11 protein-coding genes are annotated in these 13,799 nt (G+C 66.1%); 5 read left to right on the top strand and 6 right to left on the bottom strand.

What is annotated here, in order from left to right:
• Window positions 1-27: 27 nt before the first annotated feature.
• Window positions 28-792 (bottom strand): methyltransferase domain-containing protein, encoded by a 765-nt coding sequence (locus AB4Y42_RS27665; protein ID WP_368695935.1) that lies wholly within the window; start codon window positions 790-792, stop codon window positions 28-30.
• Between the two features lie 200 nt (window positions 793-992).
• On the opposite strand from AB4Y42_RS27665, the gene AB4Y42_RS27660 reads away from it, so the two are divergent.
• From AB4Y42_RS27660 to AB4Y42_RS27650, 3 genes are all read left to right on the top strand, one after another.
• A complete protein-coding gene (locus AB4Y42_RS27660) occupies window positions 993-1,820 on the top strand; it encodes a helix-turn-helix transcriptional regulator (protein WP_368691923.1) in 828 nt (275 codons plus the stop codon).
• A gap of 139 nt (window positions 1,821-1,959) precedes the next feature.
• A complete protein-coding gene (gene argH, locus AB4Y42_RS27655) occupies window positions 1,960-3,366 on the top strand; it encodes an argininosuccinate lyase (protein WP_368691924.1) in 1,407 nt (468 codons plus the stop codon).
• Between the two features lie 254 nt (window positions 3,367-3,620).
• Window positions 3,621-4,550, top strand: coding sequence for a bestrophin family protein (locus tag AB4Y42_RS27650; protein ID WP_368695934.1), 930 nt, complete (start codon window positions 3,621-3,623; stop codon window positions 4,548-4,550).
• A 10-nt stretch (window positions 4,551-4,560) separates the two neighbouring features.
• On the opposite strand, the gene AB4Y42_RS27645 is transcribed toward AB4Y42_RS27650, so the two are convergent.
• The 5 genes from AB4Y42_RS27645 to apbC all read right to left on the bottom strand — a co-directional run bounded on the left by AB4Y42_RS27645 (window position 4,561) and on the right by apbC (window position 10,175).
• Window positions 4,561-5,241, bottom strand: a complete 681-nt coding sequence (locus tag AB4Y42_RS27645; protein ID WP_368691984.1) for a lysozyme inhibitor LprI family protein — start codon at window positions 5,239-5,241, stop codon at window positions 4,561-4,563.
• A 62-nt stretch (window positions 5,242-5,303) separates the two neighbouring features.
• Window positions 5,304-7,583 carry an Orn/Lys/Arg decarboxylase N-terminal domain-containing protein gene (locus AB4Y42_RS27640; protein ID WP_368691926.1) on the bottom strand — a complete coding sequence of 760 codons (2,280 nt, stop codon included), beginning with the start codon at window positions 7,581-7,583 and terminating at the stop codon, window positions 5,304-5,306.
• Between the two features lie 86 nt (window positions 7,584-7,669).
• Entirely contained in the window at window positions 7,670-8,239 is a 570-nt protein-coding gene (gene dcd / locus AB4Y42_RS27635) for a dCTP deaminase (protein ID WP_028207739.1), read from the bottom strand.
• Window positions 8,240-8,382: 143 nt separating this feature from the next.
• On the bottom strand, window positions 8,383-8,937 hold the full coding sequence (locus AB4Y42_RS27630; RefSeq protein WP_368691927.1) for a superoxide dismutase family protein: 555 nt from the start codon (window positions 8,935-8,937) through the stop codon (window positions 8,383-8,385).
• Between the two features lie 149 nt (window positions 8,938-9,086).
• Window positions 9,087-10,175, bottom strand: coding sequence for an iron-sulfur cluster carrier protein ApbC (gene apbC / locus AB4Y42_RS27625; protein WP_342920926.1), 1,089 nt, complete (start codon window positions 10,173-10,175; stop codon window positions 9,087-9,089).
• Window positions 10,176-10,493: 318 nt separating this feature from the next.
• Between apbC and AB4Y42_RS27620 the strand changes: the two genes are divergently transcribed.
• On the top strand, window positions 10,494-11,147 hold the full coding sequence (locus tag AB4Y42_RS27620; protein ID WP_368691928.1) for an OmpA family protein: 654 nt from the start codon (window positions 10,494-10,496) through the stop codon (window positions 11,145-11,147).
• 462 nt (window positions 11,148-11,609) lie between these two features.
• Window positions 11,610-13,763: a methionine--tRNA ligase gene (gene metG, locus AB4Y42_RS27615; RefSeq protein WP_368695933.1), complete on the top strand. Its 2,154-nt coding sequence runs from the start codon at window positions 11,610-11,612 to the stop codon at window positions 13,761-13,763.
• The last annotated feature ends 36 nt before the right edge of the window (window positions 13,764-13,799 follow it).

The raw sequence follows: 13,799 nt of genomic DNA, 5'->3' as shown, positions 1-13,799 counted from the left end.
GCCGTTTTTTATTGCCTCAGGCGAGCGTCAATCGCGCCGCGTCGCCTCGATCATCAGGGCATCGAGCCTGAACGACGAATCGGTCTGCACATCGAAATATTGGCGCACTTCATCGGGCGCGCGCTCCCACATCGAGCGGATCGCCGTCACGCGCTCCGGGGGCGTGCGCATGCGCGCGACCCACGTATCGAAGTCGAGTGCGATGCGCCAGCGCTCGCTCACGTTCGCGTCGAAGCCGGCGGCGTCGAGCATCGCGAGCCACTCGTCGGCGCGGTAGTCACGAATGTGCGACGCATCGCGCAACAGTTCGATCGCCTGAATATGCGTGTCGTAAAGCGGATCGTCGATGCCCGCGATGTCGATGAACTTGAGCCGGCCGCCCGGCTTGAGTACGCGGTGCACTTCGGCCAGCGCCTGCGGCACGTCGCGCCAGTGGTGCGCGCTCATGCGGCTCACGGCCCAGTTGAAGCTCGCGTCGGCGAACGGCAGCGTTTCCGCCGCGCCCTGCTGCGTGCGCACGCTCGTCAAGCCACGCTCCTTCGCGGCGGCTTCGACCGTGGCGAGCATCTGCGGGGCGATGTCGTAGGCCACGACTTCGCGCACGTGCGGTGCGACGGCAAAGCTCGCGTGGCCCGCGCCGCAGCCCATGTCCAGCACCGTCGCACTGCCGCAGGTGGCCGCGAAGGTCGCGGCGAGGTTCTCCAGATCCGCGCCGCTCGCGTGGACCTGGCTCGTGAGATAGGCAGCGGCGGTCGAGCCGAATGCGTCGGCGACCTGATCGTGATGCTTCATCGCATGCTCCTTTTGCGGGTTCTTATGCGGTGCTTTATGTGGGGCGCGAAGCGGCAAGCGCCGCGCGCCGAGGGTTCTGCAATCTCCGGGCTGGCTGACGTGGCGGCCCGTCGCCGCGTCAGACGCTACAATAGAGGCCGTTTTGTACCAGTACAAGTTAAGCGATTATTCTGGTATCGCTGCCACTAGCCCCACGCCCAATGAGCCTCGACACGCCCTCCCCGGCTTCGCCCGCCGCCGGCAAAACCCTCGACGCGACGCCCGCCCGCGCGCTGGGCGAATTCATCCGCGCCCATCGCGAGCGTCTTTCGCCGGCGGAGGTCGGCCTGCCGCCGGGCCCGCGCCGCCGCACGCCGGGCCTGCGCCGCGAAGAAGTCGCGCAGTTGTGCGGCGTGAGCCCGACCTGGTACACGTGGATCGAGCAAGGCCGCCCCGTTTCGGCCTCGGCGGACGCGCTCGCGCGCATCGCCGTCGCGCTGCGGCTCTCGCGCGCCGAACGCGCCTATCTGTTCGAGCTGGCCGCGCAGCGCGACCCCGCCGAGCCCGATCCGGCCACCGCCGCGGACGCGCCCGCCACGCTGCTGCAAACGGTGAAACTCGTGGACGCCCCCGCCTACGTGCTCGACCGCCAGTGGACCGCGCTCGCCTGGAATGCGCATGCGGCGGACCTCTTCACGGGCTGGCTCGACGGCGAGCACGACCGCAACCTGCTGCGCTTCACGTTCACCGAGCCGCTCGGGCGCGAGCTGATCGTCGACTGGGAAACGCGCGCGCGGCGGCTGGCCGCCGAGTTCCGCGCCGACTCCATCCGCCACCTGAACGACGCGCCCACGCGCGCGCTGATCGACTCGCTGATCGCCGCGAGCGACGACTTCGCGCGCTTCTGGGCCTCGCAGGACGTGTTCGAGCGCGAGGGCGGCCGGCGCGAGTTCAACCATCCGCGCCACGGCCGCATCGCCTACGACCAGATCACCTTCAAGCCCGCGCACCGCGAAGATCTCAAGCTCGTGGTGCTGGTGCGGCTCTAAGTGGCGCGGGCCGCCTGGCGGCGTTGCGGCAGAGCGCCAATGTTAAAATCGTGATCTTTCCCGCCGTGCTTGACGCAATGCAGCGCAATGCGCCGCGCGGCACGCCTTCTCACCGCTTGCTCGTTCACGCCCCATCACCATGACGTCCCAACTGCACAAAAAAGGCGAAGCCTGGTCGGCTCGCTTCTCCGAACCCATGTCGGAGCTGGTCAAGCGCTACACGTCGTCGGTCTTCTTCGACAAGCGTCTCGCGCTCGTCGATATCGAGGGCTCGCTCGCGCACGCGTCGATGCTGGCCGCGCAGAAGATCATCTCGGCCGACGACCTGGCCGCCATCCAGGGCGGCATGGCGAAGATCAAGGACGAGATCGAGCGCGGCGAATTCGAATGGCTGCTCGACCTCGAAGACGTGCACCTGAACATCGAAGCGCGTCTGACTGCCCTGATCGGCGACGCGGGCAAGCGCCTGCACACGGGCCGCTCGCGCAACGACCAGGTCGCGACCGACATCCGCCTGTGGCTGCGCGGCGAGATCGACCGCATCGGCGGCCTGCTCGGCGACCTGCGCGGCGCGCTGCTCGACCTCGCTGAACAGCACTCGGGCACGATCATGCCGGGCTTCACGCACCTGCAAGTGGCGCAGCCGGTCACCTTCGGCCATCACCTGCTCGCCTACGTGGAAATGTTCACGCGCGACGCCGAGCGCATGGTGGACTGCCGCAAGCGCGTGAACCGTCTGCCGCTCGGCGCGGCGGCGCTCGCGGGCACGAGCTTTTCCGTAGACCGCTTCGCCGTGGCGAAGACGCTGGGCTTCGACGGCATCTGCGCCAACTCGCTCGATGCCGTGTCCGATCGCGACTTCGCCATCGAATTCACGGCCGCCGCCGCGCTCGTGATGACGCACGTTTCGCGCTTCTCGGAAGAACTGGTGCTGTGGATGAGCCCGCGCGTGGGCTTCATCGATCTGGCCGACCGCTTCTGCACGGGCTCGTCGATCATGCCGCAGAAGAAGAACCCGGACGTCCCGGAACTCGCGCGCGGCAAGACCGGCCGCGTGAACGGCCATCTCATGGCGCTCCTCACGCTCATGAAGGGCCAGCCGCTCGCCTACAACAAGGACAACCAGGAAGACAAGGAGCCGCTGTTCGACACCGTCGATACCGTGGCGGACACGCTGCGCATCTTCGCGGAAATGGTCGCGGGCATCACGGTCAAGGAGCAGGCGATGCGCGCGGCGGCGCTGCAAGGCTTCTCCACGGCCACGGATCTGGCCGACTACCTCGTCAAGAAGGGCCTGCCGTTCCGCGACGCGCACGAAGCCGTGGCGCACGCGGTGCGGATCTGCGTGGACCGCAACTGCGATCTCGCCGACCTCACGCTCGACGAGATGCGCCGCGAACTGCCGGCCGTCTCGCACCTGCTCTCCGAAGACGTGTTCGCAGTGCTGACGCTCGAAGGCTCGGTCTCGGCGCGCAACCATCCGGGCGGCACCGCGCCCGAGCAGGTGCGTGCGGCCATCGCGGCGGCGCGCGCGGCACTGAAGTAAGCGCAGCATGGCGGGCGGAAAACGCCCGCACTCAAAGCCTAACCGGGCGCGCGACGGACAACGTCGCGCGCCCGGTTTGTTTTTGGGCGGCGCACAAGGCGACCAGGCGCTCGAGGACACACATGACAGCGCGCTGTACCCGCAGCAAAATGGCGGAAGTGTGCGCCCGGCAGTCGCGCGCCATGGTCTACGATCCCGCGCCATACTGACGACTTGCTCCGTCAGGCTTCGTCTTCGCTCCCACCACCTGCCCCATGATCGTCCGCCCTCACCTCCACTGGTTCCGCATGCTGCTCGCGTGGCGCGGCTCCGTGCTGCCGCAACTTCTGCCGCGCCTGTTCATCGTGCTGGTCCTGTCGATCATCGCAGTGGCCGCGCACGATCACATCCTCAAGCTCACGGTCAACCTGAGCACGGTGCCGTTCTCGCTGATCGGCATTGCGCTCGCGGTGTTTCTCGGCTTTCGCAACAGCGCGAGCTACGACCGCTACTGGGAAGGCCGCAAGCTCTGGGGGCAAATGCTCAACGAAACGCGCTCGCTGGTGCGCCAGGCGCTCACGCTCCCGCGCAGCGACGACGAAGCCGCCACGCGCGAGCGCGCCCGCGAACTCATGAGTCTGCTCGCTGCGCTGCCGCATGCGCTGCGCCATCAACTGCGCAACACCGACCCGCGCGCCGATCTCGAACCCCGCCTGCCGCCCGCGCTGTTAGCGCGCGTGATGGCGTCGCGCTATCGCCCGGCTACGCTCATGCTGTGCGCCTCGGAATGGGTCCAGCGCGAGACGCGCGAAGGCCGCCTCGACGGCTACGCGGTGCTCGCGTTCGAGCACAATCTCAATGGCATTTCGGATGTGATCGGCGGGTGCGAGCGCATCGTCTCCACGCCGCTGCCGTTCGCCTATACGGTGATGATTCATCGCACGGTGTACTTCTTCTGCGCGATGCTGCCGTTCGGCCTCGTCGACAGCATCGGCGGTCTGACGCCGATCTTCGCCGTGTTCGTGGCCTACGCGTTCATGGCCCACGAGGCGATCGCCTCGCAGCTCGAAGACCCGTTCGGCACCGAAGACAACGACCTCGCGCTCAACCTGATGTCGGCCGGCATCGAGGTCGCGTTGCACGACCTGATGGGCGAGCCTACTGCGCTGCCGGCGCGCGCGCCGGAGCAGTTCATCCTCGACTGAAAGCGCAGCCTCAGTGGTTGTTCACCGTTTCGGCGAGGCGCTTCAGGGTCGCGAGGCGCCCGCCTAGCAGATCGAGCCGCGCATGCTCGTCGATGAGCGGCGTGGTCGCGTCGCGATACGCGCGCCAGTCGCTTTGCGCGCGCGAGACCGCAGGCCGCGCGTGCTTCGGCATGCGCGCATAGAGCTGACGGTAGTAGCGATTGAGGTCGTAGCTCACGTGCTCGCAACGCGCGTCGGCGCTGCAGGCGCGCACCTTCGGCGCGTCGCCGTCGTACGTCGCCGCCTGGTTGCGCAGCGCGAGCGCGCGCTCGCGCACCGGCTGCAGGCGCATGTCCGCCTCGTAGAGCTGGTAGGTGCTGCCGCTCGTGGTCGCGAACGCGGCGCCGAGCATGGTGTCTTCGGCGTCGCGCCAGGACGCCCACTTCTGCTGGCTCAGCTGCCAGCGCTTTTGCTGCGCGGCCGGCAGCTTCGCGAGCAGTTGCGTGAGCGCATTGTCGGCGGCCTTGCGCCATGCGGTGCGCGCGTCGTCCATGCACTGGATCTGCCCGGCCGTCGACGACCGGTCCGCGCGCGCGAGACAGGTGCGCATGGCCGTGTCGATCGGATCGGCGGCCGCGACCTCGGCGCGGGCCGCCGGCGCCACGGCGAACAGCGCCGTGGCGGCCGAAATCGCCGACAGCGCCGACACCATCGCCGCAAAGTAACGCGCTAGCCGCGCCGATGAAGCACCCAACATTCCCCTCCCTTGCGCGTTCAGTCGCGCACGCAATCCACGAAATACTCGATGCGGCCGTTGATGGTCTCGCCCACGAGCCCGTGGATGTCGGTATGGAAGCCCGGGAAGCGCTCGTTGAACTCGCGCGCGAACTTCAGATAATTCACGATCGTCCTGTTGAAACGCTCGCCCGGAATCAGCAGCGGAATGCCCGGCGGATACGGCGTGAGCAGGATCGACGTGACACGGCCTTCGAGTTCGTCGACAGGCACGCGGTCGATCTCGCGGTGCGCGAGCTTCGCGAAGGCGTCCGAAGGCTTCATCGCCGGCTCCATGCTCGAGAGGTACATCTCGGTCGTGAGGCGCGCGATGTCGTTGGCGCGGTAGACGCTGTGGATCTGCTGGCACAGGTCGCGCAGGCCCACGCGCTCGTACATCGGATGCTGCGCGACGAACTCGGGCAGCACGCGCCACAGCGGCTGGTTGTTGTCGTAGTCGTCCTTGAACTGCTGGAGCTCGGTCACCATCGAGTTCCAGCGGCCCTTCGTGATGCCGATCGTGAACATGATGAAGAACGAGTACAGACCCGTCTTCTCGACGATGATGCCGTGCTCGGCCAGGTACTTCGTCACGATCGCGGCCGGGATGCCGGTCTCGCCGAATTCGCCGTCCACGTCCAGACCCGGCGTGACGATGGTCGCCTTGATCGGGTCCAGCATGTTGAAGCCGTCCGCCAGCGCGCCGAAGCCGTGCCAGTGATCGTTCGGGCGCAGCATCCAGTCTTCGCGCGAACCGATGCCTTCTTCTGCCAGCTCGTCCGGCCCCCAGACCTGGAAGAACCAGTCGTCGCCGTATTCGGCGTCCACCTTGCGCATGGCGCGGCGGAAGTCGAGCGCTTCGGCGATCGACTCTTCCACCAGTGCCGGGCCGCCCGGCGCTTCCATCATCGCGGCGGCCACGTCGCACGACGCGATGATCGCGTACTGCGGCGAGGTCGACGTGTGCATCAGATACGCCTCGTTGAAGCGGTGGCGGTCGAATGCGCTGTCTTCCGAGTCCTGCACGACGATCTGCGAGGCCTGCGAGATGCCGGCGAGCAGCTTGTGCGTGGAGTGCGTCGCGAACACCAGCGCCTTGGTGCGCGGACGGCCTGCGCCGATCGCGTGCATGTCCTGGTAGAACTCGTGGAATTCGGCGTGCGGCAGCCAGGCTTCGTCGAAGTGCAGCGTGTCGAGCATGTCGCCGAGCAGATCCTTGATCATCTCGACGTTGTAGACCACGCCGTCGTACGTGCTCTGCGTGATCGTGAGAATACGCGGCTTCACGTTCGGATTCTTCGCGAGCGCCTCACGGGCGAACGGATTCGCCTCGATCTTCTTGCGGATGTTTTCCGGCTTGAACTCGTCGCGCGGAATCGGGCCGATGATGCCGAAGTTGTTGCGCGTGGGCGTGAGGAACACGGGAATCGCGCCCGTCATCGTGATCGCGTGCAGGATCGACTTGTGGCAGTTGCGGTCCACCAGCACGATGTCGCCGGGGGCGACCGTTGCGTGCCAGACGATCTTGTTCGACGTGGACGTGCCGTTGGTCACGAAGAACACGTGGTCCGCGCTGAAGATGCGCGCCGCGTTGCGCTCCGAGGCCGCGACCGGGCCGGTGTGGTCGAGCAGCTGGCCGAGTTCCTCGACCGCGTTGCAGACGTCGGCGCGCAGCATGTTCTCGCCGAAGAACTGGTGGAACATCTGGCCGAGCGGATTCTTCAGGAAGGCGACGCCGCCCGAGTGACCCGGGCAGTGCCACGAGTACGAACCTTCGTCGGCGTACTTGACGAGTTCCTTGAAGAACGGCGGCGCCAGTGCGTCGAGATACACGCGCGCTTCACGAATCACGTGGCGCGCGACGAACTCCGGCGTGTCCTCGAACATGTGGATGAAGCCGTGCAGCTCGCGCAGGATGTCGTTGGGCAGATGACGCGAGGTGCGCGTCTCGCCGTACAGGAAGATCGGGATGTCCGAGTTGCGCTTGCGCACCGCTTCCATGAACGCGCGCAGCGCGACGATCGCGGGGGCGTGCTCGGGCGCTTCCTCGTCCGAGCCTTCGACGTAGGGCAGCAGCTCGTCGTCGTCGATCGAGAGGATGAAGCACGCGGCGCGGCTCGACTGCTGCGCGAACGACGTGAGGTCGCCGTAGCTCGTCAGCCCGAGGACTTCCGCGCCCTCTTTCTCGATGGCTTCGGCCAGCGCGCGGATGCCGGAACCCGAGATGTTCTCGGAGCGAAAGTCTTCGTCGATGATGACGACGGGAAAACGGAACTTCATGGGCGATTCTCCAAAAGAAACGACCGCTGCATATGACGCGCAGCGGTCCCCGTATGTCGTTGTGTCCGGTGGCAGGGTCTGGTTCGTCAGGTCTTCGGCAGGGTCACGCCGTGCTGGCCTTGATACTTGCCGCCGCGATCCGCGTACGAGACCTCGCAGATCTCGTCGCTTTCGAAGAACAGCACTTGCGCCACCCCTTCGTTCGCGTAGATTTTCGCAGGCAAAGGTGTCGTATTTGAGAATTCCAGCGTGACGTACCCTTCCCACTCGGGCTCGAACGGCGTGACGTTCACGATGATCCCGCAGCGCGCATAGGTCGACTTGCCCAGACATACGGTCAGGACGTTGCGCGGAATGCGGAAATACTCGACCGTGCGCGCGAGCGCGAACGAATTGGGCGGGATGATGCAGACGTCGCCCTTGAAGTCCACGAACGACTTTTCGTCGAAGTTCTTCGGATCGACGATGGTCGAGTTGATGTTCGTGAAGATCTTGAATTCGTCGGCGCAGCGGATGTCGTAGCCGTAGCTCGAGGTACCGTAGCTCACGATCTTGCGGCCGTCTTCCGACATACGGACCTGATCGCGCACGAACGGCTCGATCATCTTCTGCTCTTCGGCCATGCGCCGGATCCACTTGTCGGACTTGATTGCCATGTTCGCTACTTGACGAGAAATTCGGGTCGGGAAAGCATGCGGACGGGCCCACCGGGCGCACGCCGCGTGCGAAAGGCGCCTATTTTACGCGATGTGGATCGCCATGCCTGGAACTGCGTTTCGCGCCGGCGCAAACGCCGCGCTCACTGGGCGCGGATCAGCCCGCAGGCGAGCGCCGGGCCGGTGCCGCGCTGCGGGTACGCGTACGGGTCGATGGCGTCCCGGTGCACGATCACCGCGCGTTGCAGCACGGAGCGCACGCCGTCGAGCGAGACGTCGGGTGCGACGATAAAGCCCGACGCCACGCCGTTCGAATCCGCATGGATATTGCCGAGATCGCCTTCCACCCGCACGCCGGGCTTCAGGCGCTCCGCGGCGGGCGCGAACACGGCGCCGGCGCTCGAGGCGTCGGTGGCGTTGCAGTCGCCGCGCTCGTGCACCTGCAATGCGTGATCGCTGTCGGGCTGCAGGCCCGCGAGGTTGTAGCTCACCTGCACGCCGTCCGAACGTTCGACGAACGAAACCGTGCCGCGCACCTGGCTGCCGACAGTGGGCAGCAACTGGGCGACCGCGCGCTTCTCCTGCTGCCCCATGAAGCTCGTGCAGCCCGCCAGCAGCGCGCAGCCGCAGAGCGTGACGAGGGCGATCATCCTGACGACCTGCGCATTCCCCGCTTGCCTGTCGTGTCCTTTATCCATGCGATCCTCTTGCCGGGCGGCGGCAGCCCCGTTGCTGCCGCCATACCGGACCCGATGAAGCCCACATGATACCGCGCACGCGGCGCGTCGCGCGCCTATCTGTCCCCATGCGCGAGGCGCCGCGCGAGCGCCGCGGCCCGCACCGGCGCTCAAGTGTTCTGCACGACGATGGTCGGGAACTTCGAGGTCATGTCGCGGGCGCGCTCGGCGATCTGGATCGCCACGCGGCGCGCGATTGCGCGATAGGTGGCCGCCACCGGCCCCTCGGGTGCGGCCACCACGGTCGGGTGGCCCGAATCGGCCTGCTCGCGGATCGCGATGTCGAGCGGCAGGCTGCCGAGCACTTCCACGCCGTACTCCTTCGCCATGCGCTCGCCGCCGCCCGCGCCGAAAATGTGCTCGGCGTGGCCGCAGTTCGAGCAGATGTGCACGGCCATGTTCTCGACGATGCCGAGAATCGGAATGCCCACCTTCTCGAACATCTTGAGGCCCTTCTTCGCGTCGAGCAGCGCGATGTCCTGCGGCGTCGTGACGATCACGGCGCCCGTGACGGGCACGCGCTGCGAGAGCGTGAGCTGGATGTCGCCGGTGCCCGGCGGCATGTCGACCACAAGATAGTCGAGCTCGCGCCAGTTGGTCTGACGCAGCAGCTGCTCGAGCGCGGAAGTGGCCATCGGGCCGCGCCAGACCATCGGGTTGTCCTGCTCGATCAGAAAGCCGATCGAGTTGGCCTGCACGCCGTGGCCTTCGAGCGGATTCATCGACTGGCCGTCGGGCGACTCGGGGCGGCCCTCGATGCCGAGCATCATCGGCAGCGAAGGGCCGTAGATGTCCGCGTCGAGCACGCCGACCGAAGCGCCTTCGGCGGCGAGCGCGAGCGCGAGATTCACGGCGGTCGTGCTCTTGCCCACGCCGCCCTTGCCCGAGGCCACGGCGACGATGTTCTTCACGTTGGGCAGCAGCTTCACGCCGCGTTGCACCGTATGCGCGGTAATTTCGCTTCTGACCGCGACGCGGCTCGCCTTCACGCCCGGCACGGCGGCAAGCGCCGCCTCGATCTGCGCGCGCACCGCGTCGAACTGGCTCTTCGCGGGATAGCCGAGCACGATCTCGACGCCGACCGTATCGCCATCGACGGTGACGTTGCGCACGCCCTTCGCCACCGTGTAGGGATGACCCGTGTTCGGATCCGTCAAGGCCGCGAGCGCGGCGTCGACTAAAGCCCGATCTATGCTCATTGAAACTCCGTGGGGAGAATGCCGGTCTGCGTTAGCGCCGATCCGAGTGAGGACTGATCGCCTACGCGCCGGAAATCGAAAGAAATTGTTAAGCTGCATTGCGCAAAATTGCCCGGCAGGGCACGCTTCGCGGCAGCATCGATTTTGTGTGCCGACCAGGGGGTCTCGAAGCCGCGACCCAGCGGCTTTTCGCCTGGCGGCGCCAACCTCAAGGCGTCATTGTAGTAGCTGCCGCCGCGCACCGTTCGAAGACCCTGTTCGCATGCGGGGCCGCGAACGCCGCGGGCAGCGTCTGTTCCACTCAAGAAAGGAAAGCAAATGAACACAAGAATTCTGACTCGCCTGTCCGTCTTCGCCGTGGCCGGCGCGCTCGTCGCCGGCTGCGCGACGCAGCAGGGCACCAACACGGCCGTCGGCACCGGTGTCGGCGCAGGCACGGGCGCGGCGATCGGCGCCATCTTCGGCGGCGGCAAGGGCGCGGCAATCGGCGCAGGCGCTGGCGCACTGGTCGGCGGCATCACCGGCTACAACTGGCAGAACATCCACAACAAGCTCACGGGCGCCACCAAGGGCACCGGCACGAAGATCACCGAGCAGCCGGACGGCTCGCTCAAGCTCGACATCCCGAGCAATGTGACGTTCGACACCAGCAGCTACGCGATCAAGCCGTCGTTCGCGCCGGTGCTCGACCAGGTCGCGCAGACGCTCCAGCAGAACCCGGAAGTCGTTGCGCAGGTGGTCGGCCATACGGATAACACGGGCTCCCCCGCCTACAACCAGACGCTGTCGGTCAACCGCGCCCAGAGCGTTGTGAACTACCTCGCTTCGCGCGGCATTCAGATGCAGCGCATGTCGGCCTCAGGCCTCGGCGATACGCAACCGATCGCCGACAACAACACCGAAGCGGGCCGCGCTGCTAACCGTCGCGTGGAAATGTACCTGCGCGCGACGTCGCAGCACCAGGGCGGCTAAGCTGGCCCGACGCAGTCGCCGGGAACGCGGTTGCCGGCGACTGCGCAGCAAAAACAGCGACGCATCAGCGGGACGGCAATCATGCCGTCCCGTTTGCATTTCGAGCGCCCCGAAGATGCGTCCGCAACCCTTGCTGGACGGCCATCCGACCCCCGCTTCAACGCATTGGAAGAGAATCGAAAAATTTTTCGAACTCTCGGGAAAGCGTGCTGTCTGTCTTTACGGTACGTGTGCGGCAGTGCCGCCGCGTCACCATTCTCCTCTTGTCGTTGTTGCTCCGGGGCCAATCTTGCCCCGGTTTTTTTTGGCTGCAATTTGTGCATCGCAGCATCACCGCGGCTTGCGCAGCCCGCGCGCCCTCCAGGCATTGCGCATACGAGCGTCCACCGGCTCGCCGAACGGCGCTGCGCCCGCCCTGCTAAAATCGCGCTTTCCCCCGCAATATCGGACTTCCCCTCACTTATGTCAGCACCCGCCACCGACCTCGCAGCAGCCGGCGCGCATGCCAATCCAAGCGGCCGCCGCCAGATTCTCGTTACGTCTGCTCTGCCGTACGCCAACGGCCAGATCCACATCGGCCACCTGGTCGAGTACATCCAGACGGACATCTGGGTTCGCGCGCTGCGAATGCATGGCCACGAGGTCTACTACGTCGGTGCCGACGACACGCACGGCACGCCCGTCATGCTGCGCGCGGAGAAGGAAGGCCTCACGCCGCAGCAGCTGATCGCGCGCGTGTGGCAGGAGCACAAGCGCGACTTCGACAGCTTCGGCGTGTCGTTCGACAACTACTACTCGACGGACTCCGAAGAGAACCGCGTGCTCTCCGAGTCGGTGTATCTGGCGCTCAAGGAAGCGGGTTTCATCGAGACGCGCGACATCGAGCAGGCCTACGACCCGGTCAAGAACATGTTCCTGCCGGACCGCTTCATCAAGGGCGAGTGCCCGAAGTGCGGCGCGAAGGACCAGTACGGCGACAGCTGCGAAGTGTGCGGCTCGACCTACGCGCCCACTGACCTGAAGAATCCGTACTCGGTGGTCTCGGGCGCGACGCCCATCCGCAAGACCTCGACGCACTACTTCTTCCGGCTCTCGGACCCGCGCTGCGAAGACTTCCTGCGCGGCTGGGTGAGCGGCCTCGCGCAACCGGAAGCGACCAACAAGATGCGCGAATGGCTGGGCGAATCGGGCGAATCGAAGCTCGCCGACTGGGACATCTCGCGCGACGCACCCTACTTCGGCTTCGAGATTCCGGGCGCGCCCGGCAAGTACTTCTACGTGTGGCTCGACGCGCCCGTGGGCTATTACGCGAGCTTCAAGAACCTGTGCGAGCAGCGCGGCCTCGATTTCGAGGCATGGGTGAAGGCCGGCTCGAAGACCGAGCAGTACCATTTCATCGGCAAGGACATCCTGTATTTCCATACGCTGTTCTGGCCGGCCATGCTGCAGTTCTCGGGCCACCGCACGCCGACCAACGTCTTCGCGCACGGCTTTCTGACCGTGGACGGCGCGAAGATGTCGAAGTCGCGCGGCACGTTCATCACGGCGGAAAGCTATGTGACCACGGGCCTGAACCCCGAGTGGCTGCGCTACTACTTCGCCGCGAAGCTCAACAGCACGATGGAAGATCTCGACCTGAACCTCGAAGACTTCCAGGCGCGCGTGAACAGCGACCTCGTCGGCAAATACATCAACATCGCAAGCCGCGCGGCGGGCTTCCTGATCAAGCGCTTCGACGGCCGCGTGCAAGATAGCGCGATGCAGCATCCGCTGCTCGAGCAACTGCGCGGCGCGATTGCGCAAATCGCTGCGCACTACGAAGCACGCGAATACAGCCGCGCGCTGCGCCAGACGATGGAACTCGCCGACGCCGTGAACGGTTACGTCGATACGGCCAAGCCGTGGGAGCAGGCCAAGGATCCGGCCAACCCGGTGGCGCTGCACGAAACCTGCAGCGTGAGCCTCGAAGCGTTCCGCCTGCTTTCGCTCGCTTTGAAGCCGGTGCTGCCGACGCTCGCGGAAGGTGTCGAACAGTTCCTGGCGATCGAGCCGCTGACCTGGGCCGATGCAGGCAAGGCGCTCTCGTCGCAACAGCCGATCAACGCTTACAAGCACCTGATGACGCGCGTCGATCCGAAGCAGATCGAAGCGCTGCTCGCCGCCAACCGCGATTCGCTGCAGGCGACCGATGCGCCCGCCGCCGCGGCCGCGGATGCGAACAAGAAGTCGAAGGCCGCCAGGGAAGCGAAGAAGCCGGCCGCCGATGAAACGCCGGAAGTCATCTCGATCGACGACTTCGCGAAGATCGACCTGCGCGTGGCGCTGATCGTCGACTGCAACATCGTCGAAGGCTCGGACAAGCTGCTGCAACTCACGCTCGACGTGGGCGAGGAAAAAACGCGCAACGTGTTCTCGGGCATCCGTTCGGCGTACAAGCCGGAAGACCTCAAGGGCAAGCTCACGGTGATGGTTGCGAACCTCGCGCCGCGCAAGATGAAGTTCGGCATGTCCGAAGGCATGGTGCTCGCGGCTTCTGCCGCCGACGAGAAGGCCGAACCGGGTCTGTACATTCTCGAACCGCATAGCGGCGCGAAGCCGGGCATGCGGGTCAAGTAAAACCCGCTCGCCGATGTCGTCAGAAACGCCCCTTGC

Origin of the sequence: Paraburkholderia sp. EG286B, assembly GCF_040965655.1 — a bacterium.
Taxonomy (GTDB): domain Bacteria; phylum Pseudomonadota; class Gammaproteobacteria; order Burkholderiales; family Burkholderiaceae; genus Paraburkholderia.
Note: the sequence above shows the minus strand (reverse complement) of the source record. Positions and strands in the feature narration are given on the sequence as shown.